This is a genomic window from Flagellimonas algicida, from assembly GCF_049629585.1.
GTDB lineage: Bacteria > Bacteroidota > Bacteroidia > Flavobacteriales > Flavobacteriaceae > Flagellimonas.
This window is the reverse complement of sequence record NZ_JBMYIX010000003.1, coordinates 217,075-240,501: the sequence shown is the minus strand read 5'-3', so window position 1 is coordinate 240,501 and position 23,427 is coordinate 217,075. Positions and strand designations below refer to the sequence as shown.

Annotated in this window: 16 protein-coding genes; 4 read left to right on the top strand and 12 right to left on the bottom strand. The window is 45.7% G+C overall.

All coding sequences use genetic code 11. From position 1 onward, the window contains the following. From ACPD8L_RS14915 to ACPD8L_RS14875, 9 genes are all read right to left on the bottom strand, one after another. Positions 1 to 825, bottom strand: a complete 825-nt coding sequence (locus ACPD8L_RS14915) for a GIN domain-containing protein (protein WP_423944215.1) — start codon at positions 823 to 825, stop codon at positions 1 to 3. 124 nt (positions 826 to 949) lie between these two features. Next, complete coding sequence (locus tag ACPD8L_RS14910) at positions 950 to 2,767, bottom strand: cytochrome c oxidase subunit I (protein ID WP_423944212.1); 1,818 nt, start codon at positions 2,765 to 2,767, stop codon at positions 950 to 952. A gap of 41 nt (positions 2,768 to 2,808) precedes the next feature. Further along, complete coding sequence (locus ACPD8L_RS14905; RefSeq protein WP_116217221.1) at positions 2,809 to 3,867, bottom strand: cytochrome c oxidase subunit II; 1,059 nt, start codon at positions 3,865 to 3,867, stop codon at positions 2,809 to 2,811. Between the two features lie 28 nt (positions 3,868 to 3,895). Continuing rightward, positions 3,896 to 5,248, bottom strand: coding sequence for a quinol:cytochrome C oxidoreductase (locus ACPD8L_RS14900; RefSeq protein ID WP_116217220.1), 1,353 nt, complete (start codon positions 5,246 to 5,248; stop codon positions 3,896 to 3,898). Between the two features lie 17 nt (positions 5,249 to 5,265). After that, the gene (locus ACPD8L_RS14895) at positions 5,266 to 5,835 is read right to left on the bottom strand and encodes a c-type cytochrome (RefSeq protein ID WP_116217219.1); all 570 of its coding nucleotides are present in this window, start codon (positions 5,833 to 5,835) and stop codon (positions 5,266 to 5,268) included. Between the two features lie 4 nt (positions 5,836 to 5,839). Further along, positions 5,840 to 6,367: a DUF3341 domain-containing protein gene (locus tag ACPD8L_RS14890; protein WP_116217218.1), complete on the bottom strand. Its 528-nt coding sequence runs from the start codon at positions 6,365 to 6,367 to the stop codon at positions 5,840 to 5,842. Between the two features lie 2 nt (positions 6,368 to 6,369). Next, positions 6,370 to 8,094, bottom strand: a complete 1,725-nt coding sequence (gene nrfD / locus ACPD8L_RS14885; RefSeq protein ID WP_116217217.1) for an NrfD/PsrC family molybdoenzyme membrane anchor subunit — start codon at positions 8,092 to 8,094, stop codon at positions 6,370 to 6,372. Between the two features lie 31 nt (positions 8,095 to 8,125). Next, entirely contained in the window at positions 8,126 to 11,257 is a 3,132-nt protein-coding gene (locus ACPD8L_RS14880; protein WP_421810841.1) for a TAT-variant-translocated molybdopterin oxidoreductase, read from the bottom strand. 32 nt (positions 11,258 to 11,289) lie between these two features. Further along, complete coding sequence (locus ACPD8L_RS14875) at positions 11,290 to 12,627, bottom strand: c-type cytochrome (protein WP_423944206.1); 1,338 nt, start codon at positions 12,625 to 12,627, stop codon at positions 11,290 to 11,292. A gap of 235 nt (positions 12,628 to 12,862) precedes the next feature. Here ACPD8L_RS14875 and ACPD8L_RS14870 point away from each other — a divergent pair, with 235 nt between their 5' ends. Further along, a complete protein-coding gene (locus ACPD8L_RS14870) occupies positions 12,863 to 13,234 on the top strand; it encodes an SPOR domain-containing protein (protein ID WP_116217215.1) in 372 nt (123 codons plus the stop codon). A gap of 52 nt (positions 13,235 to 13,286) precedes the next feature. Here the strand turns inward: ACPD8L_RS14870 and infB are convergent, their stop codons facing one another. From infB to rimP, 3 genes are read right to left on the bottom strand one after another with little or no spacing between them, the layout of a single operon-like run. Beyond that, the gene (gene infB, locus ACPD8L_RS14865; protein ID WP_423944203.1) at positions 13,287 to 15,980 is read right to left on the bottom strand and encodes a translation initiation factor IF-2; all 2,694 of its coding nucleotides are present in this window, start codon (positions 15,978 to 15,980) and stop codon (positions 13,287 to 13,289) included. 42 nt (positions 15,981 to 16,022) lie between these two features. After that, positions 16,023 to 17,255 (bottom strand): transcription termination factor NusA, encoded by a 1,233-nt coding sequence (gene nusA, locus ACPD8L_RS14860; protein WP_116217213.1) that lies wholly within the window; start codon positions 17,253 to 17,255, stop codon positions 16,023 to 16,025. A gap of 13 nt (positions 17,256 to 17,268) precedes the next feature. Further along, a complete protein-coding gene (rimP, locus tag ACPD8L_RS14855) occupies positions 17,269 to 17,730 on the bottom strand; it encodes a ribosome assembly cofactor RimP (protein ID WP_116217662.1) in 462 nt (153 codons plus the stop codon). A gap of 411 nt (positions 17,731 to 18,141) precedes the next feature. Here rimP and ACPD8L_RS14850 point away from each other — a divergent pair, with 411 nt between their 5' ends. From ACPD8L_RS14850 to ACPD8L_RS14840, 3 genes are all read left to right on the top strand, one after another. Continuing rightward, positions 18,142 to 21,564 (top strand): PA14 domain-containing protein, encoded by a 3,423-nt coding sequence (locus ACPD8L_RS14850; protein WP_423944200.1) that lies wholly within the window; start codon positions 18,142 to 18,144, stop codon positions 21,562 to 21,564. Positions 21,565 to 21,652: 88 nt separating this feature from the next. Next, complete coding sequence (locus tag ACPD8L_RS14845) at positions 21,653 to 22,747, top strand: adenylate/guanylate cyclase domain-containing protein (protein WP_423944198.1); 1,095 nt, start codon at positions 21,653 to 21,655, stop codon at positions 22,745 to 22,747. A 202-nt stretch (positions 22,748 to 22,949) separates the two neighbouring features. Continuing rightward, positions 22,950 to 23,408 (top strand): (2Fe-2S)-binding protein, encoded by a 459-nt coding sequence (locus tag ACPD8L_RS14840; RefSeq protein WP_116217211.1) that lies wholly within the window; start codon positions 22,950 to 22,952, stop codon positions 23,406 to 23,408. Positions 23,409 to 23,427 lie beyond the last annotated feature (19 nt).

Genomic DNA, 23,427 nt, shown 5'->3' with positions numbered 1-23,427 from the left:
TCATTCTTTTTTTTTAATGAGTTGGGAGGTATCCAAAAATTCAAGAACAGTGACTTTTGGAGCACCGTAGAGGTATGTCCTTGAATCTCCCTTGGCACTGAGTTCAAATTCGCCATGGGCATAGATGCGGGCACTGGTATTGCTTTCCAGCCCCATTTTAACGGTCCCGGCCTCCATGGTCTCCCCTTTGTATTTGGCATTTCCCATCAAACGTCCTTGGATTCTGTTGGAGGTTCCTTCTAGGGTCAGCGAGGTATGGTCCTCCAAATCCACTAAGCTCACTTCGTTCACGGCATAGATGTATGCATCCGACTTATGTCCCATGGTGATGTTCAAACTATCCACATCCACATTAAAGTCTCCATGGCTGGTGTCTTCCAGATTGATGTCCATAACACCGGCCCTAGCCTTGATATCGAGTTTGGTATTGTTGAATCCGTCTACAAACAACTCATCACTTTCAATGATATCTTGAGAAACAATACTGCCCTCTTTGATGGTAATTGCCTTTAAATCCAAATAATTGACAATGATATCCATCTGTTTCTTTGCGGTAACATCATAATAGGAACTGATGAGCAAGGTACCATCCTGCACCTCAAACTTGAGGATATCTATCAAATTATCATCTGCGATGACCTCATAACCCGGGCCAAAAGATTTTTTAAGGACGATATCCAAATTATCATTCAATACTATGGCATTGAATGGGGGAAGTTCTTCATTGACCTGGGTAACAATACGGCTTCCCTTGATTCGGGGTTTACGTTGGGACAATACCAAGATGGGACAAACCAACAGAAAAAGGATAAGTACTTTCTTCACTGTGCTTCTTTTTGGGGTTCCGTTCCTTAAAGATATTATAATTGCTGCTAACTCTTGTGATTCAATATGCTACAATCAAAAAAGCCCATCCGGATTGGATGGGCTTTCTTTATATGTTTTCACCTTAGTGGTGGAGTTCTTCCTCATTTTCCTGAAGCGGTACGTTCTGCGGAACAAAATCCTGTCCAGCTATAATGTACTCCCCATTTTCATAGGTCTTACTGTAATCGTATGCCCAACGGGTTACATGTGGAATGGCACCTGGCCAGTTTCCATGAATGTGTTCTTGAGGTGTGGTCCATTCCAACGTATTGGCTTTCCAAGGGTTTTTCGGACCTTTTTTACCGTAGAATATGCTAACGATGAAGTTATAGGCAAATACCAACTGTACACTTGCAGTGATGATGGCAAATACGGTCATCAATACTTGGATATTGGTCAAATCGTCAAACATTGGGAACGCAGTGTTCTGGTAGTAACGTCTTGGCACCCCAGCCATTCCCACAAAGTGCATGGGAAAGAAGATTCCGTAGGAGCCTATCGCCGTTACCCAAAAATGGATATATCCCAAATTCTTGTTCATCATACGTCCTTGGAACATTTTGGGGAACCAGTGGTATACCCCGGCAAACAATCCATATAGTGCAGATATACCCATTACCAAGTGGAAGTGGGCCACTACAAAGTAGGTGTCGTGAACGTTGATATCCAACGTACTATCACCCAAAATAATTCCCGTTAGACCTCCAGTGATGAAGGTAGATACCATTCCTATGGAGAATAGCATCCCTGGGTTCAATTGCAGGTTTCCTTTCCACAGCGTGGTTATCCAGTTAAAGGCCTTAACGGCAGATGGAATCGCAATCAAAAGCGTAGTAAATGTAAATACAGAGCCCAAGAATGGGTTCATTCCCGAGATGAACATATGGTGTCCCCATACAATCGTAGAAAGGAACGCAATGGCCAAAATAGAGGCAATCATGGCACGGTATCCAAAAATAGGTTTACGTGCGTTTACCGCCATTACTTCGGAAACGATTCCCATCGCTGGCAAAATAACAATATATACTTCCGGGTGACCCAAGAACCAGAACAAGTGCTCGTACAATACGGGCGAACCTCCTTGGTAATGCAATACCTCACCTTGAATGAAGATGTCGGAAAGGAAGAACGATGTTCCAAAGCTACGGTCCATGATCAACAACAAGGCTGCTGAAAGAAGCACCGGAAATGAAATCACACCGATAACCGCTGTTACAAAGAACGCCCAGATGGTCAATGGCAAACGTGTCATTGACATTCCCTTGGTCCTAAGGTTAAGTACGGTTACAATATAGTTTAATGAACCCAACAATGAGGAAGCAATGAATATAGCCATGGAAACCAACCATAGGGTCATACCCATACCGGAACCGGGTTGCGCCATGGGCAATGCACTCAATGGTGGATAGATGGTCCAACCAGCTGCAGCAGGCCCAGCTTCAACGAACAGGGAAATTACCATGATCAAAGAAGAAAGGAAGAACAACCAGTATGAAACCATATTCAAGAAACCGGAAGCCATATCCCTTGCACCAATCTGCAATGGAATCAATAGGTTACTGAAGGTACCACTCAATCCGGCGGTAAGCACGAAGAATACCATGATGGTACCGTGAATGGTAACCAATGCCAAGTAAATATCGGCATCCATGACCCCATCAGGCGCCCACTTTCCCAGTAGGGCCTCAAAGATTGGGAAAGACTCCCCTGGCCATGCCAATTGCATTCTAAACAACAAGGACATTGCAATACCGATGAATCCCATGATAAGACCCGTAATCAGGTACTGCTTGGAAATCATCTTATGGTCTTGACTAAAGATGTACTTGGTAATAAAGGTCTCTTTATGATGATGCCCGTGATCTTCGTGTCCGTGTTCGTCGTGTCCGGTAGCTGACATAATCTTCTTAAGTTTTGTTATGGTTTCTTTCCTAGCCTAAATTATTCTGCGGGTGCTACAGTTTGTTTGAACGTAGCCTGTTCCGCCATCCATTTGTTGAACTCCTCTTCGGTCTCCACTATAATCTTCATTTGCATGTTATAGTGCGACTTTCCACAAATTTTATTGCAGAGCAATACATAATCGAACTCCCATGGATCGGAATCCGGTCTTCCCTCTGCTGCCCATTCTGCCCTAATGGCATTGGTGCGTTTTACTTTATCCACTACATCAGGGTTCAAACGCATTTCTTCCGTGGTCACGGTAGGTGTGAACGAGAATTGTGTGATCATTCCTGGCACACAGTTCATCTGTGCCCTAAAGTGCGGCATATATGCTGAGTGAAGCACATCTTGGGAACGCATCTTAAAGTTCACCTTTCTGCCCACGGGCAAGTGCAATTCTTTTACAATGACATCATCCTCTCCATTGGGGTCCGCTTCATCCAAGCCCAATATGTTGGCCTTATCAATATCGATCAAGCGCACATTGGCATCTCCCAAAACGTTGTCCTCCCCACCGTAACGGGCCGTCCAGTTAAATTGCTGGGCGTAGAGCTCAACGATCAAGGGGTCATCCTCATCATTGACATCCATGATGTTGGTCCAGGTATACAATCCCCAAAGGATCAATCCGGCCAAAACCACTACTGGGATGATGGTCCAAATGAACTCCAAACGGTCGTTATCTGCATAAAACAATGCTTTTCTTCCTTCTTCCCCACGGTACTTGTACCCAAAATAGTGCAACAAGGCCTGTGTGATAAACTGAACAAAAAAGATGATTGCAAAGGACACCCACATCAATTGGTCGTATTCCCCACCATGGGCAGATGATGCCTCAGGCAACAACACTTTGGTATATTTTGCAAAACAAAATATGGTGATTCCATAGATGAATATCAGGAATGCAAACAACAGATATCCGTTGTTTTTGTTATCGGTATCGTTTGCTATCTCGGCCTTCTCTGTTTTAAGTTGGGACAATTCAAAAATCTTGGTCATTTGCCATATCGCAATCGCCACCAGTACTAAAACAGTCAATGTTAATAATGCAGTCATTGTATACTTATCTAAGACTTAAATCGTATTAATAATGAAAATGTCTACTTTCCTCAATAAATGGATTGCGCTTGGGCTGCAACGGAGCCTTGGTCAAGGTATTGAACACCCAGTACACAAATAGACCTCCAAAGAACAATATACCTCCTATTTCGGGCAATCCAATATACCATTGGTCCCCTACAGTTGCCGGCATAACCATATTGAAGATATCCAAATAGTGTCCTGCCAATACCACGATACCTGCCATGATCACGAACCAGTTGACTCGCTTGTAGTCGCTGTTCATCAACACCAACAATGGGAACACAAAGTTCATCGCCAACATGGCAAAGAACGGCAGTTTGAAATCTTGGAAACGTGCCACATAATAGGTAACCTCCTCGGGAATGTTGGCATACCAGATCAACATAAACTGGGCAAACCACAGGTATGTCCAGAAAATACTGATACCGAACATGAACTTGGCCAAATCGTGGATGTGGCTATTGTTCACTTGCTCCAAGTATCCTTTGGATTTCAGGTAAATGGTCACCATAGCAATCACAGTAATCCCTGATACGAACATACTGGCAAACACATACCATCCAAAAAGGGTACTGAACCAGTGTGGGTCCAAACTCATGATCCAATCCCATGACATCATGGATTCGGTAACCAGATAGAATACCAAGAACCCGGCAGACCATCTAAAATTCTTTATAAAGTTGCTATCGTCATCAGACTCGTCCTGAGCCAATGAAAGTTTTCTGGAATACTCACGGTAAAAAATCCATCCACCCAAAAATATGGCGGCCCTTACCAAGAAGAAGGTCGGGTTTAAATACCCTGCTTTTCCTTGTAGCAGTTCGTCGTGTGCCACAACATCGGCATCCATCCATACGAACATATGGTTCATGTGCATTACAGAGAGTACCAAAATCACAAAAACTACGATACCCCCGGGTACCAAGTATGAGGTAATCCCTTCCATGACCCTAAACAACAAGGGCGACCAACCTGCCTGCGCGGCACGTTGTATGGCGTAGAAGGCCAATACTCCCAAAGCGATCATAAAGAAAAAGAAAGCAGCTACATACAGAGCGGCCCATGGCTTGTTCTGTAGTTGGTGCAACAAATGCTCATCATGGGAGGCATCATGTCCTTCATCATGCGAAGCTTCTGCACCGTGTGCGGCACTTTCCCCATGGCCTTGATCACCTCCATGGCTTACGGCCTCTTGTCCGTGACCACCTCCGTGGCCATCATCATGGGCAGCCACAATGGCCTTTGCCTCTTCCACTGTTGATGGAGCCGATAGAAAACCAATGGCCAAGAAAATAACTCCAAGCCCCATGGCAATGAAAGATCCTATTTTAAGTCTGTTTGAAAAGGTGTACATAGTTTACTCTTATCCAATTATTTTGTTAGGTCCTCCTTTAACTTCATCACGTATTCCGACACCTGCCACATCTCTTTTTCGTTGGCGAACTGAGATGCATAGGAGCCCATGGAATTCAAACCATAGTAAATGGTATGGTACGTAGTACCTACGGTAATGTTTCTTGCCGCATCACTATAGCTGGGAACACCCAATATTTTTTCACGTTTTACCAAGTTTCCTTGTCCATCCCCTTTGGCACCATGACATACTGCACAATAGATATCATACAATTCCTTGCCCACGGCCAAGTTTGCTTCTGTATCCAAAGAATCCAATGGACTTGTGTTCAATCTGGCCAGTTCTTTTCCTTCAGGAGTATTTTCGAACTCATAGGGCATATATCCTCTGGAGATGGTTCCTTCCACAGGCAACATGGCCTCTGTTCCTTCAGGGAACAGTCCATTATCCACTCCTTGATAGGTTTCATATCCTACGCCTTCGTACATATTTGGCATAAATTGGTAGTTTGGTCTGTTCTTGTCAGCGCAAGCAGCAACAAACAACACCAAGGCCAATACAACACTTATTTTACCTAGTAGTTTCATAGTATTAAGACTCCTTTTCTGTAACTTTTATTTCCACCGCTCCTGTTTCCCACAACAAATCGGTCAACTCCTGTTCATTATCGTGTACTCCAATTTCCATTAAAAAATGGTCGTCCGTAGTACGTTTATCGGGATTTTCCGCTTTTTTGAAGGGCCACATTTTACTTCTTAGGTAAAACGTGATCACCATCAAGTGAGCCGCGAAGAAAACCGTCAACTCGAACATGATCGGAACAAAGGCGGGCATATTTTCCAAATAGCTAAAGCTGGGCTTTCCTCCAATGTCTTGGGGCCAATCCTCGATCATGATGTAGTTCATCATCACAATGGCAACGGTCAATCCCAAACAACCATACATGAAGGAAGTGATCGCAATTCGCGTATCTGCCAATCCCATGGCCTTGTCCAAACCGTGAACTGGGAAAGGGGTGTATACTTCCTCTATATGATGGTGCTCTGCCCTCACTTTCTTTACGGCATGCATCAACACATCGTCATCGTGGTAAAGTGCCTGAATAACTTTTGATGCCATAACTATTTCTTATCGTTTAATTTTTTTGCTTGACCTGCCCAATCATCACGCTGTGCCCTTCCTGGGAAGGAACCGGTAATGGAATCCAACAGATCATATTCTTTTTCGGTCATTTTACTTACCTGTGCAAAGGTATGGATGCCTATTTGGTTCAAGGCTTCCTCCATTTGAGGACCAATGCCTTTGACCTTTTTCAAGTCATCCGCAGTATCCGTTTCAGGGTCGAATGTACCGATAGCTTCCAAGAGGGATGAAACTTGTTTTGGATCAACCTCTTTTACTTCAGCCTTGGGAGCCTCCACCTTTTTAGAACCGCCTTTGGCCGGCATTTCATACAATGGCTTTCCGGCATCCCGTAGCTTCTTGTACTTTTCCCCTGATGATTTCAAAATGGACTTCACTTCCGCCTGCGCTATAACAGGGAATGTTCTGGAATACAATAGGAACAATACAAAGAAGAATCCTATGGTCCCGATAAATATTCCGATATCCACAAAGGTTGGGGAGAACATGGTCCAAGAAGATGGCAGATAATCCCTGTGCAATGAGGTAACAATGATCACAAAACGCTCGAACCACATCCCTATGTTTACCACAATAGAGATAAAGAAAGAGAACATGATACTGGTACGTAGCTTTTTGAACCACATGAACTGGGGAGAGAACACATTACAGGTCATCATGGACCAGTAAGCCCACCAGTAAGGCCCGGTAGCCCTATTCAAGAAGGCGTACTGTTCGTACTCCACTCCAGAGTACCAAGCAATGAACAACTCCGTGATATAGGCACATCCCACGATGGAACCTGTAATCATGATTACGATGTTCATCAACTCAATATGTTGTACAGTGATATACGCTTCAAGGTTACACACTTTACGCATAATGATCAAAAGCGTGTTCACCATGGCAAATCCAGAGAAAATCGCACCGGCAACAAAGTACGGTGGGAAGATGGTCGTGTGCCATCCTGGAATTACCGAAGTAGCAAAGTCAAACGATACGATGGTGTGTACGGAAAGTACCAAAGGTGTTGCCAAACCGGCCAATACCAAGGAAACTTCCTCAAAACGTTGCCAGTCTTTGGCACGACCTGTCCAACCGAAGCTCAACAAGCTGTATATTTTCTTTTGGAAAGGTTTTACCGCTCTGTCACGGATCATGGCGAAGTCAGGCAAAAGACCCGTCCACCAGAATACCAATGATACAGAAAGGTAGGTTGAAATCGCAAATACGTCCCAAAGCAATGGCGAGTTGAAATTCACCCAAAGGGAACCGAATTGGTTAGGGATGGGAAGTACCCAATATCCCAACCATGGGCGACCCATGTGGATGATCGGGAACAAACCGGCCTGAACTACCGAGAAGATGGTCATTGCCTCTGCGGAACGGTTGATCGCCATTCTCCACTTTTGACGGAACAACAACAGTACCGCCGAAATCAGGGTTCCTGCGTGACCAATACCTACCCACCATACAAAGTTGGTGATATCCCAGGCCCAGTTAACGGTTCGGTTTAGACCCCAAACCCCAATACCCGTGGAAACGGTATAAATGATACATCCTAGACCCCAAAGGAATGCCACAAGGGCAATAGTGAAGACAATCCACCATTGTTTATTGGCCTTTCCCTCTACCGGACGGGCAATGTCCACGGTTACATCGTGGTATCCTTTGTCTCCAAGTACTAAGGGCTTTCGAATAGGTGCTTCGTAATGCGACGCCATAATTTATCTTCTAGTTACTTCTTTTTATTGATTACGCCTCGTTGGTGTTTCTTACCTTAACATGATAGAACACATTGGGTTTTGTACCCACATGCTCCAACAAGTGGTACATTCTATCATCCTCCTTCAACTTGGCAACTTTACTGTCGTGATCATTAACATCTCCAAATACCATAGCTCCGCTGCTACAAGCCGCAGAACAGGCTGTTTGGAACTCACCATCCTTGATGACACGTCCATCCCGCTTGGCATCCAAAATGGTCTTTTGTGTCATTTGGATACACATGGAGCATTTTTCCATTACCCCTCTTGAACGAACATTCACGTCTGGATTGATGACCATCTTGCCCAAGTCATTGTTCATATTGAAATCGAACTCGTCATTGTTGTTGTACAAGAACCAGTTGAATCGACGTACTTTATACGGACAGTTGTTGGCACAATATCTTGTACCTACACAACGGTTGTAGGCCATATGGTTCTGACCTTGTCTACTGTGCGAAGTGGCCGCAACCGGACAAACCGTTTCACAAGGTGCATGGTTACAGTGCTGGCACATTACGGGCTGGAAGGCTACCTGAGGATTGGCAGATGGATCTTCCATCTCCCTGAATCCGCCCAAGGAACCTTTTTCGCCCCAAAGACCATCCATTCCATCCTTCTTCTCATTATCCTGCTCAAAGGTCTCCTCTGAAGAGTAATATCTATCGATTCGCAACCAGTGCATATCGCGTGAACGACGCATCTCCGCTTTACCCACAACAGGAACGTTGTTTTCAGCGTGACAAGCAATAACGCAAGCCCCACATCCCGTACAAGCATTCAAGTCGATGGACAAGTTGAAGTGATGCCCCACGGAACGATCGAACTCATCCCAAAGGTCGGCATCTGGAGAAGTCACAGGGATTTCATTGTGGTTCAATGAAACCTGTGGCATATGGTTCCACTCAGCATGATCTTTAGTATTGAAGATCTCCAAGGTGGTTTCCTTGATGATATCCCCTCTACCCATCAATGTTTTTTGCGACTGGATACATGCAAACTCATGCTCTCCACCCACTTTTTCAACGGTTACGGACTGAACATCTGAAAAATTGGTATACAAGGCGTAAGCATTTACCCCTGTGGCCATTTCAGATTGCATTCCGGCTTTTTTACCATATCCGAAAGAAAGTCCCACGGTACCTATCGCCTGACCAGGCTGCACGATTACCGGAACACTTTCCAATACTTTTCCATCAACGGTCAATTTCACATAGCTACCATTGACACCACCATCGGCGACCATCTTGTTTTCCACACCCCATTTTTCGGCATCGGCTTTGGAAATGGTCACGTAGTTGTCCCAAGAAACCCTTGAAATAGGATCAGGGAACTCTTGCAACCATGGGTTGTTGGCCTGTCGGCCATCCCCCATACCTACTTTGGAATATAGCACCAATTCCGTTCCAGTACTGGTAGCATTCACCAAGGAGCGAATTGCGGAGGCAATGGGAACCACTGTGGATTCGCCTTCCGCTTCTTCCACCTCAACCTGAGAGGCCGTAACAGCACCCTCCTCTTGGGCAACAGGAGCAGAAGCCACAAAAACCCCATCCTGAAGCGCCTTGTTCCAAGACCCTCCCTGAAGGATATCTGTACTCCAAGTTTCCTTGATGTAATCGTAATATGTTTTTTCACTGCCCATCCAAGTCAACAAGGCCGTTTGGAACTGTCTTGTATCAAACAACTGTCGGATGGCAGGTTGCATTAAAGTATATTGTCCTTTTTTGAACTGCGCATCGCCCCAAGACTCCAAGTAATGGGAAGCAGCAGCTACATAACCAGCCGCTTGGGCGGTTTCGTCGTTATTGAACGCAAATGCCACGGAAACATCAACCTTTTCAAGTCCGGATACGAACTCCTCGGCATTGGGCAATGTGTACGCAGGATTCACCCCGTCCATGATCAAAGCGCCAACTCGACCGGCATTCATATCGGCAATCAACTTGCCCACTTTGGCCGTATCACCCTGACGAACATATCTTGGGTTTTCCGCATCAAAAGCCTCACTGGCCAATAATTTGTTGATGGCCAAAACAACGGTCTGTGCATTTACATCATTAAGCCCAGTGACCACAACGGCTTTGCTTCCGGCTTTTTTCAACTCGGAAGCAACCTTATCCACAGCCTCATCCACATCGGAAGTTCCTCCACCAACACTACTGCCGTTCAATTTGCCATACAACTTGGCCAAGGCAATTTTTTGCTGGGTCGGGGTCATGGGATAACGTTTATCCGCATTGGCTCCGGACAAAGACATATTGGACTCCAATTGAATATGCCTGGACATTTTCCCATGTTTGGGCACACGTCCTTTGGCGTATCCACTATCATAGCCTCCTCCTTGCCAATCTCCCAAGAAATCAGCCCCGAAGGAAACGATCAATTCCGCTTTTTCAAAATCGTAATCAGCCAAGGCACGTTCGCCATAGGCTTCATTGAATGCGTTGAGTGCAGCGTCTTCGGAAATGGCATCATAAACCACGTGGTTCACATTTTCACCATAAGCTTCCTTGAACTCGGCAATCAATTTATCGGTAGATGGACTTGCATAGGTCTGGGTCAACAAAACAATTTGTCGGTTAGACCCTTTTAAACTACCCAATTTCGCTTTTACCGTAGCATCCAACACTTTCCACTCCACAGGCTCACCATTAGCACTTGGCCCTTGAACCCGCTTGCTATCATACAGTGTCAACACAGAGGCCTGAACCCTTGCATTGGCACTTCCATTCACCTTGGCATCGGTGTTGTTTTCTATTTTTATAGGTCTTCCTTCCCTTGTTTTTACCAAAACACTGGCAAAATCAAAACCATCCGCAATAGTGGTTGCGTAATAGTTGGCCACACCTGGAACAATATTGTCCGGCTGCACCACGTAGGGTATGGACTTATGGACCGGTCCCTCACAAGCAGCAACAGCCGCCGCTGCCGTACTGAACCCAACATATTTTAGAAAGTCCCTTCTGTTGGTATTTGAAGCGGACAGGTTCTCCTTGTCCCCCAAAAACTCATCAACGGGAATCTGTTCTGTAAATTCGTTCTGTCTTAGCGTCTCAACAATGGAATCGTTCGGATTCAACTCCGCTTCACTTTTCCAATATTTTTTGTTTGATGCCATACGATATATCTGAGATTATCTTCCTTTAATTCTTAATAGTGACACTTACCACATTCTATACCACCCATCATGGCCGCGGTCAACTGCTCAACGCCATACTTTTTGGACAATTCCTCATGAATGGCCTCATAGTAAGCATTACCCTCTATCTTCACATTGGTCTCCCTGTGACAGTTCACACACCAACCCATGGTCAATGGTGCAAATTGCTCCACAACTTCCATCTCTTCCACAGGACCGTGACAGGTCTGACAGGCAACGCCCGCAACAGAAACGTGCTGGGAGTGGTTGAAATAGGCAAAATCGGGCAGGTTATGGATTCTCACCCATTGTACCGGCTGTGTCTCGCCAGTGTAGGATTGATTTTCCTCATCCCACCCAACAGCTTTGTACAGCTTTTTGATCTCAGCCGTGTAGAACTCATTGGTGTGCCCTGCAGCCAAATCTTCAGCTGATGGCCCCTCGGGATTACCAGCATATTGGTAGATGGACTTGTGACAGTTCATACAAACATTCAAGGAAGGTATCCCCGATGTTTTTGAAACCCTTGCCGAAGAGTGGCAATATTTACAATCTATCTTATTGTCACCAGCGTGGATTTTATGAGAAAAGTGAATGGGCTGTACCGGAGCATATCCTTGATCGACACCCACCTGCATCATCCATCCATAAGCGAAATACGCACTGGCCAACAAAAGGAAAATGGCACTTACCAAGACCAAAAACTGGTTTTTGGCAAACGCTTTCCAAATGGGAAGACGTTTTTCTTTCTCTTGCTCCAACACAACTCCATTGGCCTCCGCGATGCGACGCAAGGTCTTGTTCACCAAAATCAACATCACGACCAACAGACCGAACACCAACGCCAAAGCCCCCAAAATCACTTCATTGGATATTCCACCAGACGCAACGGACCCTCCATCACCTCCACCTGACGCTGCCGGAGCAGCCGCAGGTTTCGCAGGCGGTGCGGCCGTATAGGCCAAAATATCATCGATGTCTTGATCGGACAAGGTTGGAAAAGGCGTCATTGCCGCCTGATTGTACTCGGCGTAAATTGCATTTGCATAGGAATCCCCCGAGCTTATCAACCCTGGACTGTTCTTGATCCAAGCATAAAGCCATTCCTTATCCAATCCCTCATCCTCCGACAAACGCGCTTCCACGTTAGCCAATGCAGGACCGGTCATTTTACGGTCCAGGGCGTGGCAAGCAGCACAGTTCTGGTTAAAGAGCTGTTTCCCTTTTGCCGGGTCGCCCCCACCTGCGTCGGCGGCAGCTTCTTCCTGCGCATAGAATGAAATGGAGAAAAATAGGAGAGAGAAACCTAAAATTTTAGAAAATAGATGGCGGTACAAAACCTTTTTCATATTAACGAAATTTCTATCGAAATCTTTGGCATGATTATTTCTATTGATATTGAGAACAATAGCTTCCAGTCCTACCAAAATTGGTCACAAAAGTACGACATAGCGCCATTTTTTGAAATGTTAAGGTATTTATAACTTCTAATTTATAAAGATTCTAAATAAAGTGGGTTCAGCGGGGTTAGACCATAAAAATTTACTTTTGCACCATGACCGCATGTCAAAACACTTGAATTATATGAAGACTCTTGTATTTATTGCTCTTTTTACAGGCTTTGCCCTACATATTTCCGCCCAGGAAGGAACCGTTTCCATACAGCAGGACCCTAAAATAGATGAGTTGGTGAAGCGCTATGCCGAAGTAAACTCAAAAGCTGAGTTTTATCAGATCCAAGTAGGTTTTGGCTCTTATCAAAAAGCACAGAACCTCAAGGCCCAGGTTGAAATTGATTTTCCGGGATGGGATTCCAAAATTGAATTTGAGTCACCCACCTACCGGGTTCGCCTTGGTCGGTTCAAGACCAAATTGGAGGCGGAACGAAAGTACCTTGAAGTCCGAAAAAAATATCCAGATGCCATGCTCCTCAAACCGGAGCATGATTCCAAATAAAAAAATCCCGTCTTGGACGGGATTTTTTGTTTCTATATAATTGGGTAACCTCTTAGAGTTTTTTCTTCACGGCCACCTCTTGGAAGGCTTCTACGATATCACCCTCCCGGATGTCGTTGTAGTTCTTGATCTGCAGACCACAATCGTAGCCTTTGGAGACTTCCTTCACATCGTCCTTAAATCGTTTCAAGGATGCCAGTTCGCCGGTAAAGACGACCACCCCGTCACGGATAAGTCTGATCTGTGAGTTTCTGAAAATCTTTCCACTAGTGACCATACAACCTGCAATGGTTCCGATCTTGGAGATCTTGAAGGTTTCCCTGATCTCGGCATTTCCGGTCACCTCTTCTTTCATCACTGGCGAAAGCATGCCTTCCATAGCGTCTTTCAAATCATTGATGGCATCGTAGATGATGGAATAGGTCCTGATATCGATTTCTTCTTTCTCTGCCACGATACGGGCGTTGCCCATTGGCCTAACGTTAAATCCTATAATGATCGCATCGGAGGCGCTGGCCAACAACACATCGGATTCCGTAATGGCACCCACACCTTTATGGATGATATTCACTTGGATCTCATCCGTTGACAGTTTTTGGAAGGAATCTGTCAAGGCCTCCACAGAACCATCCACATCTCCTTTAAGGATAATGTTGAGCTCTTTGAAATCGCCCAGCGCGATTCGTCTTCCAATTTCATCCAAGGTAATGTGTCGCTGTGTCCGTACAGACTGCTCACGCTGCAATTGCGAACGTTTGGCCGCAATCTGTTTTGCTTCCCGCTCATCCTCCAACACATTGAATCGATCCCCTGCTTGTGGTGCACCATCCAACCCTAAAATTGAGATTGGCGTTGCCGGTCCAGCCTTTTTCACATTCTTACCGCGCTCATCCTGCATGGCCTTTACCTTACCACTGCAAGTCCCGGCCAATACGTAGTCCCCAATCTTTAGGGTACCGGTCTGGACCAAGATTGTTGAAACATATCCTCGTCCTTTATCCAAAAAGGCCTCCACCACGGTACCTGAGGCCAATCGGTCTGGATTGGCTTTGAGTTCCAGTAGCTCTGCTTCCAACAATACTTTTTCCAACAATTCCTTGACACCTTGACCTGTCTTAGCAGATATGTCATGGGATTGGATCTTTCCTCCCCAATCTTCCACCAAAAGGTTCATCTGGGCAAGGCCTTCCTTGATCTTATCTGGATTGGCAGTCTGTTTATCCACCTTGTTTATGGCAAACACAATGGGCACCCCAGCCGCTTGGGCATGGCTAATGGCCTCCTTGGTCTGTGGCATGATATCGTCATCCGCAGCAATCACGATGATGGCAATATCGGTGACCTGGGCTCCACGTGCCCGCATTGCGGTAAATGCCTCGTGACCCGGTGTATCCAAAAAGGTAATCCGTTGTCCGTTTTCCAGCGTTACCCCGTAGGCACCAATGTGCTGGGTAATACCTCCACTTTCTCCGGCAATCACATTTTCTTCCCTGACATAATCCAACAAAGAGGTCTTACCATGGTCTACGTGACCCATAACGGTAACGATCGGCGCTCTTGCCACCATATCTTCCGGAGCATCTTCCACCTCCTCTATGGTCTCTTCGATTTCCGCAGTGACAAATTCCACTTCGTACCCAAATTCATCGGCAACAATGGAAAGGGTTTCTGCATCCAAACGTTGGTTCATGGTTACCATGATACCAAGGGACATACAAGCGGAGATAATCTGTGTTGTGGACACATCCATCATGGTGGCCACTTCGTTCACGGTAACAAACTCCGTTACCTTGAGGATTTTGCTCTCCAACTCTTGCTGTTCCAGGTCCTTTTCGGTCTGTTGACGGTGTTGATCCCTTTTCTCCCTTCTATATTTGGCTCCTTTGCCCTTGCTGGATTTCCCTTGGAGTTTTTCCAAGGTTTCCCGCACCTGCTTTTGTACTTCTTCCTCGGTAGGCTCCACTTTGGGAACAGCACCTCTTTGGGCACCTCTTCTACCGGGTCCGTTACCCCTATTCGGACGTCCTCCGCCAGACTGGGCATCGTTCTTTACAATTCGCTTCCTTCTCTTTCTTCTATCTGCGCTGCTATCAGATCCGTTGGCATCGGATTTTTTCTGATCTTCTTTCTTCTTTTTGGGCTTGTTGAATTGCGAAAGGTCTATCTTATCTCCCGTAATCTTTGGGCCGGACAGTTTCTTGTATTGGGTTTTGATGGTACCGGACTCCGCTGGCGCTTCTTCCTTCTCCTCTTTTACCTCTACCTTCTTGACCTCTTTTGGGGGAGCAGCCTCTTCTTTTTTGGGAGCTTCCACTTCCACTTTGGGAGCTTCCACCTTTTCTTCGGACTCCTTTTCCTTTTCTTTGGGCGTTTCCGGCTTTTTGTCCAAATCTATTTTACCCACAGTCTTGGGACCGGAAAGTTCAGCTTTGGCTTTTATCACCTGTTGTTCAGCCTCTCTCTTCTCCCTAGCCAGTCTGCGTTCTTCCTGTTCCTGCTCCATTTGGACCCTGATGGCTTCCTTCTCCTTGCGCTTTTCTTCACCAACCTCCTTGGAAGCTACCTTTTTACTCTTATCCGTCTGGAACTCATCCAACAGTACTTGATACACTTCGTCCGTAATCTTTGTAGTGGGACGGGCCTCTACCTCATGACCTTGTGAGGAAAGGTAGTCCACTGCTCGATCAAGTGAAATGTTCAATTCCCTGAGAACTTTGTTAAGTCGTATTGTTGGGTTTCCTGCCATAAATTGTTTTGCTTGCCCTAAAATTCGCTGCTAATATATAGTTTAATCTTCAAATTCTTCCTTGAGGATACGAACGACTTCCTGTACGGTTTCTTCTTCCAGGTCGGTTCGCTTCACCAAGTCACTTACATCTTGTTCCAAAACGCTTCGGGCGGTGTCCAATCCAATTTTCTTGAATTCCTCGATTACCCAGCTTTCTATCTCATCCGAGAATTCGGTCAATTCCACATCTTCCTCTACACCTTCACGGAATACATCAATCTCATAACCAGTCAATTGACCCGCCAATCGGATATTATGTCCTCCCCTACCGATAGCTTTGGAAACTTCTTCAGGTTTTAGGTAAACCTGTGCCGTCTTTTTCTCATCGTTCAACTTAACGGACGACACCCTCGCCGGACTCAACGCCCTTGTCACCATCAATTGTGCATTGTTGGTCCAGTTGATGACATCGATATTTTCATTGCCCAATTCACGGACAATTCCATGGATTCGGCTTCCTTTCATTCCCACACAGGCTCCTACGGGATCAATTCTATCGTCATAGGAGTCCACGGCAACCTTTGCTTTTTCGCCAGGGATACGAACCGCTTTTTTAATAGTGATCAATCCATCGAACACTTCCGGGATCTCTTGGAAGAACAATTGCTCCAAGAAAATAGGCGAAGTCCTTGACATGATGATGGTGGGCTTATTTCCCTTCAACTCCACACTCTCAATGATTCCCCTTACGTTATCACCTTTGCGGAAAAAGTCAGAAGGAATCTGCTTTTCCTTGGGAAGAATGATTTCATTCCCTTCATCATCCAACAAAATGATGGCCTTGTGGCGAATGTGGTGTACCTCGGCCGTGTAAATCTCACCCTCCAAGTCCTTAAATTGCTTGTAGATGGTGGTGTTATCGTGCTCATGGATCTTGGAAATAAGGTTTTGGCGCAAGGCCAAAATAGCCCTTCTTCCAAGGTCGATCAACTTCACTTCTTCGGAAACATCTTCCCCAACCTCAAAATCGGGCTCGATTTTTCTAGCTTCCGTAAGGGAGATTTCCTCGTTGGGATCTTCCACTTCACCGTCCTCTACCACAACTCGGTTTCTCCAAATCTCCAAATCCCCTTTATCTGGGTTGATGATGATATCAAAGTTATCATCGGAACCAAATTTCTTCTTGAGTGCATTTCGGAACACATCTTCCAAAATGGCCATAAGGGTCACCCTGTCAATAAACTTATCGTCCTTAAACTCCGAAAAGGATTCGATGAGCGCTAGGTTTTCCATTTTTTAACTACAATTAAAATTTTAAAATAACTTTTGCTTCTTGTATGTCAGAAAATGCAATTTCCTGCTTTTTCTGTACGGTAACTTTTCCTTTACCCACGGGTTTGGGCTCTCTGGCCTTCCACTCCAAGGTAATACTATTTTCCGAAGCCTGGACCAAGGTGCCTTCCAACTCTTCACCACCTGTCCTGACCTTTATTTTCCTACCAATATTCTTCGTATACTGACGTGGCAACTGCAATGGGGATGTAGCCCCTGCCGAAGTGACCTCCAAGGAAAAATCTTCTTCCTCACGATCCAAGTTGTGCTCTATGGCACGACTCACATTCATACAATCCTGAAGATCGACCCCTTGATCTCCGTCCAAAATCACCCTAATGGTGTTATCCCCCCCTACTGTAAAATCAATCAAAAACAAAGATGGGTTCTCTTCCAAGGCCTTGTTCAACAACGATTCCACTTTTTCTTTCAACATGAGCACATCAAATAAAGGTTGTCCCTTCACAAAAACTGAAGCGGTATCACTAGGCTTTTTTGGTGACCAAATAAGGGTTTTGCCAATAAAAGAGGGGACTCTAAGTCCCCTCATGAATACTTTTATATCCGTTCAGCTGCGCAAATATACGATAATTATATCAGTATGTGCAAACTAAGGCCACAAAACTGTTTTTGCGAATTGATTTCAAAAAAGCATACCGTTCCACACCGCATCAGTTCAATTCATTTTTCGAAACAAAAACCTCTTCAGGCATTCCTTATTTTTAGGGAATGCATGGGCATGACCCTGCAAATCCACACTAAACATCCATATTCCCCCATTTCACAACAAATATTTTCAACAGATTCCTCCGCGGTTAGTTTTGCACTCTTAAACATAAAAGCGGCTATGGGCTTAATCTTATACGGCAAACGGATAGCAAAAAGAGCACCGTCAAGGAACTATCTTTTCCTACTCCTTTTGTTGTTGGGCAGCTCATCCCTATCCTCACAAACCACACTTTGGAACGAAAATTTCACGTACAACAACAACACCCAAAGTGGAACCGCGACAGGCCCTTCTGCTTCGGATTGGACTACAGACCGAGGCAACAGACTATCCGTTAGGAACAATGCATTAAGAGGCAGAAACCTGGATTCCCAAGGCACTTGGCAAACCGACCCGATCGACATCACCGGATACGACTTCATAAGTTTCAGCATGGAAACCTGGGTGGATGATGAAGATGAAATGGACAATGGCAATGATTATTTCAGGGGAGCATACCGTATTGACGGAGGATCTTGGCAGCAATTTGTAAATGCCTCTGGATCGGATTCGGACCCACTGGACCCTTCTTATACGGTAAACCTATCCACTACCGGGAATTCCACCTTCGAAATCAGGGTGCAAATGCTCAACCAAAATAATGATGAGCAATATTATATTGATGATGTTTCGGTTGTTGGATATTCTGGAATATGCAACGGCGAGATTGATTTTGAATTTTATGATAGTGTCCCATCAGGTTACACCACAGACAATATCCCAACTTCCGGAGCCTTGGGAACAGGTGTGTTCTCCAGTTTTGATGTGGACGCCCTCCAAAATCAGGAAGATCCGGGGGATGCCGAAAGTTTTAGCATCAGATACTCTGGATATATCCAAATCAACACCGCAGGCTCCTATACTTTTTATACCTCATCGGATGATGGCTCCAAACTCTTCATTGATGGAACCCAAGTGGTGGACAACGATGGTCTGCACGGCACACAAGAAAGGTCGGGCTCCATATCACTTAGCGCAGGCTTGCATCTCATCACCGTCCTGTTTTTTGAAAATGGCGGTGGGGAAACCTTAAACGTCCAATACCAAGGCCCTTCCATTTCCAAACAAAACGTACCTTTTTCCATATTGTATTCCAATTGTAGCGTAGCCATAGCAGATTTGGATGGCGATGGCATTGAGGACAGTGTTGACGTTGATGACGACAACGATGGTATATTGGATACAGATGAATGTGGTGGATTGAGTGTAAATTATGCCATATCAGCTACCAATATCAGACACTTTAGCAATGACTCCAACGCCCAAGGAAATCCCGGGACAACATATGCCTCCAACTCGCCCACCACATATCCTGGAGCAAGCTCCATCCTACTTCTTCAGTTCCCAACGGCATTGCCCATAGGCACCAGTGTAAGTGTATTTTTAGGGGCAGATCCCGCAGTGACCGATACAGATATGCAATTACAACGTTCGGATGCCGCAGGAAACAGCAATGGCTGGATTGCCAATGCCGACAATACTGCACCGGGCTCCATACGGGAAGTTACCTTTACCGTAAGTGGAAGCTCCTTGGAGTATCTTCGTATTGAGGCCTACCAAATTGGAGCAAGAATCTATGGCGCCAGTTATAGTGGCACCGTGGATTGCACTACCGTAGATACCGATGGGGACGGCATCCCCAATTACCAAGACCTTGATAGCGATGGTGACGGCATTCCCGATAATGTGGAGGCCCAAACCTCTTTGGGATATACGGCCCCCACTGGCAGCGATTCAGACAATGATGGTCTGGACAACGCCTATGAAACAGGTGGGATTTCTTATGTGGATACTGATGGGGATGGCACGCCCGATTTTTTGGATACGGACAGCGACAATGACGGAACAAATGACACCACGGAAGCCGCCCTTTCCCTCTCCGGAACGGACAGCGACAATGATGGCTTGGATGATAATATGGATACTTCAACCGATTACGGTGACCCAGGTGGAACCATTGATGACCCCACCACAACCAGTGGAGGCAGCATTATGTTACCGGATTCCGACGGGGACGCTGCATCCGGTGGTGATTTGGATTTTAGGGACGATACCAATGATGGCAACCAACCGCCCTCCATTTCTGCTACCGGAGATCAGATATTCTGTCCCGGCAGTCCAATAGCCATTGCTGAAAGTGTATCCATTTCAGACCCAGATACCGCTACCTTGGATGCAGTCTATATACAGATTACTTCCAACTACGACAATTCGGGCGACCTCTTGAGCTTAACGGGTACACACCCCAATATCACAGCCAGCTGGAGCTCTTCGGAAGGAAGACTTACCTTGACCGGTCCAGCTACACTAGCAGAGTTTGAAACAGCTGTGGCTGCTGTCACATTCCAAACCACCGCAACAGTTACTTCTGGGGATACCCGAAGTTTTTCCATCGTATTGAATGAGGCCAATTACCTTGCCTCCACCGGACACTATTACGAATATGTGCCCGCTTTGGGCATCACATGGACCTCTGCCAGGGATGCCGCCACTCTCCGAACATTTTATGGACTCCAAGGATATTTGGCCACCATTTCCATTCAGGATGAATCCGACCTTTTGGGGTCGCAAGCTCCAGGAGCCGGGTGGATCGGGGCCAGCGACGCCGCCTTGGAAGGGGATTGGTATTGGGTAACCGGTCCAGAAGCCGGAACTTTGTTCTGGAGAGGAAATGCCTCAGGAACTGCCTTTGCCTACGAATTTTGGAACGGCGGGGAACCGAACAACTCAGGGAACGAAGATTATGCACACATCACAGCCCCGGGAGTTGGTCTTCCAGGTTCTTGGAATGACCTCTCCAATACAGGAGCCGCAAGCGGGGATTATCAACCTAAAGGATATTTGGTGGAATATGGAGGAATGCCCGGAGACCCACCTTACCCAAACCTTGCCGCAACCACAACCATTACCGTGGACAATGTTGCACCAACTGCCAGTAACCCGGCACCCCTAGCGGTGTATTGCACAGATGATATTCCAGTACCCGATGTCAACGTTGTTAATGACGAAGCCGATAATTGTGATGTGAACCCTACCGTAACTTTTATCAGCGATGTTAGTGATGGCGGGTCCAATCCAGAAGTCATTACACGTACCTATAGGATAACCGATGCTTCCGGGAATTTCTTGGATGTACAACAAACCATCACCGTTTCACCATTCAGCATTTCAAGTCAACCCACCGATCAAAATGTTGTTGCAGGGAATTCTGCCAACTTCTCCGTAACCGCCAGCAATGTTGACACCTACCAATGGGAGGTGAGCACTGACGGAGGCAGCAACTTTGTATCCCTTACCGATGGCCCGGAATACACCGGGACACAAACGGCCAATCTTTCCGTGGTCGGAGCTGGGACCGATAAAAACGGATACATCTTCCGAGTATTGGTTTCCAATTCCTCGGGGTCATGTAGCGCCCTTACTTCGGATGAAGCCACCCTGACGGTAAAAGTTGGGGCCGTGATTACCAATCGTAGGGTTACGTACCGGGTAAACAAGAATTGACCCAGTACTAAAACCGCTCCGTGTTGGACCAAGCCCTTGGCCAAAATCCAAGCGCTTTTTCATTCCAAATTCATGTTACCTTTACAGCATGAGGTTTTTTCAAAATCCGAAGACTGTATATTATTTTAAGCGGATTCTTCCTTTTGGAATCATTTGGCTGGTGCTCAGTTGGTTTATTTTGCTTATTGAATCCATGGCCACCGAATATAAAAATGTCCGTCCCGAAACGGACATAACGGTCACTTGGGGTGTTTTTCTGTTCGCCTCCCTTGCGGTCTTTGTAGTAGGTTTGGCCGTAGGCACCCTTGAGGTGTTTTGGCTGGGCAAACTATTTAAATTCAAAGGTTTTGGACAAAAGATCCTATATAAAATGGGGGTTTACCTCCTCTTCATGCTGGTCATCAACCTGATTGCCTATCCCATTGCGGCAAGTCTTGAACTAAATACCTCGTTGGGAAATCCGGAAGTATGGCAAAAGTTTTCAAATTATATGGTAAGTCGAACTTTTTTAAGCACCTTGATCTCATTGACCTTCAGCATTTTTGTGTCGCTGCTATATTCGGGAATCAGTGAACATCTTGGGCATGATGTACTGCTCAACTTTTTCTCTGGCAAATACCATCAACCCAAAGAAGAATCCCGTATTTTCATGTTTCTGGACATGAAATCCTCCACATCATGGGCAGAGCAATTGGGACACCAACAATACTTTCGTTTTTTAAGGGATTACTACAACCAACTTTCCAACGCCATCATTGCACACCGGGGTGAAGTGTACCAATATATAGGAGATGAAATTGTAATTACCTGGAAACAGGATAAGGGACTGTCCCAACAACATTGCGTACAGTGCTTTTACAGTATGAAAGAAGCGCTGGAGAAGAAGTCAGTCTTTTTCATTAAAACCTATGGGGCGGCCCCCTCGTTTAGGGCCGGACTGCATGTTGGCCATGTAACAACCGGGGAAATTGGGGCACTCAAAAAAGAAATATTTTTTACCGGGGATGTCCTGAACGTTACTGCCCGAATACAAAAGCTATGCAAATCACTTGATCAGGAACTTCTTCTCTCCGGGGAATTAAAAACCCTTTTGGAACCAACAGCCCCATTTAGCTTTAAAGCTCTGGGAACAATGGAACTGGAAGGCCGGAAAGAACAGGTATCGCTTTTTGCCCCACTTTGACCGGAACAAATTACCCTTCTTGAACTCCACTTACAAGCCTATAAAACTTCTACCTATACTTCGTTTGTTCTTACCAACTTTTTAACGAACCTGCGAGTGTTACTCAAATTTCACAAAAGAGTGTTAAATCCTTTGAATGTGTTTGAATTTCGTAACCCTTTTTTGACCAAATATTGATAATTTCATGCCAATCATTACAATTATGGCAAAACTCAATTTGAAAATCAACGGACAAGTAAAAGAGGTAGACGTAGATCCATCCACACCCGTACTGTGGGTATTACGAGATCATTTGAATCTTGTAGGCACCAAATACGGATGTGGCATCGCACAATGCGGGGCCTGCACTGTTCATTTGGATGGCACGGCCACCCGATCATGTATGCTCACCGTATCCATGGTAGGAAATTCCGAAATCACCACCATTGAGGGACTCTCCGAAAATGGGGACCATCCTGTACAAAAGGCATGGATGGATGTGGACGTACCCCAATGCGGCTATTGCCAAGCAGGCCAGATCATGACCGCGGCAGCCTTATTGGACAAGAATCCCAACCCAAACGACGAAGAAATAGAAATGGCCATGAACGGAAACATTTGTAGGTGCGGAACCTATTTGCGCATTAAAAAAGCTGTGAAAATAGCATCCGAAAACAGCTAGGTCTAACCAATAGTAAAAA

Excerpts from the sequence above, each read along its gene's own strand:
- ACPD8L_RS14910 (WP_423944212.1), bottom strand. The coding sequence starts at position 2,767 with ATGTCAGCTACCGGACACGACGAACACGGACACGAAGATCACGGGCAT.
- ACPD8L_RS14905 (WP_116217221.1), bottom strand. The coding sequence starts at position 3,867 with ATGACTGCATTATTAACATTGACTGTTTTAGTACTGGTGGCGATTGCG.
- ACPD8L_RS14900 (WP_116217220.1), bottom strand. The coding sequence starts at position 5,248 with ATGTACACCTTTTCAAACAGACTTAAAATAGGATCTTTCATTGCCATG.
- ACPD8L_RS14895 (WP_116217219.1), bottom strand. The coding sequence starts at position 5,835 with ATGAAACTACTAGGTAAAATAAGTGTTGTATTGGCCTTGGTGTTGTTT.
- ACPD8L_RS14890 (WP_116217218.1), bottom strand. The coding sequence starts at position 6,367 with ATGGCATCAAAAGTTATTCAGGCACTTTACCACGATGACGATGTGTTG.
- nrfD (WP_116217217.1), bottom strand. The coding sequence starts at position 8,094 with ATGGCGTCGCATTACGAAGCACCTATTCGAAAGCCCTTAGTACTTGGA.
- ACPD8L_RS14880 (WP_421810841.1), bottom strand. The coding sequence starts at position 11,257 with ATGGCATCAAACAAAAAATATTGGAAAAGTGAAGCGGAGTTGAATCCG.
- ACPD8L_RS14875 (WP_423944206.1), bottom strand. The coding sequence starts at position 12,627 with ATGAAAAAGGTTTTGTACCGCCATCTATTTTCTAAAATTTTAGGTTTC.
- ACPD8L_RS14870 (WP_116217215.1), top strand. The coding sequence starts at position 12,863 with ATGAAGACTCTTGTATTTATTGCTCTTTTTACAGGCTTTGCCCTACAT.
- infB (WP_423944203.1), bottom strand. The coding sequence starts at position 15,980 with ATGGCAGGAAACCCAACAATACGACTTAACAAAGTTCTCAGGGAATTG.
- nusA (WP_116217213.1), bottom strand. The coding sequence starts at position 17,255 with ATGGAAAACCTAGCGCTCATCGAATCCTTTTCGGAGTTTAAGGACGAT.
- rimP (WP_116217662.1), bottom strand. The coding sequence starts at position 17,730 with ATGTTGAAAGAAAAAGTGGAATCGTTGTTGAACAAGGCCTTGGAAGAG.
- ACPD8L_RS14850 (WP_423944200.1), top strand. The coding sequence starts at position 18,142 with ATGGGCTTAATCTTATACGGCAAACGGATAGCAAAAAGAGCACCGTCA.
- ACPD8L_RS14845 (WP_423944198.1), top strand. The coding sequence starts at position 21,653 with ATGAGGTTTTTTCAAAATCCGAAGACTGTATATTATTTTAAGCGGATT.
- ACPD8L_RS14840 (WP_116217211.1), top strand. The coding sequence starts at position 22,950 with ATGGCAAAACTCAATTTGAAAATCAACGGACAAGTAAAAGAGGTAGAC.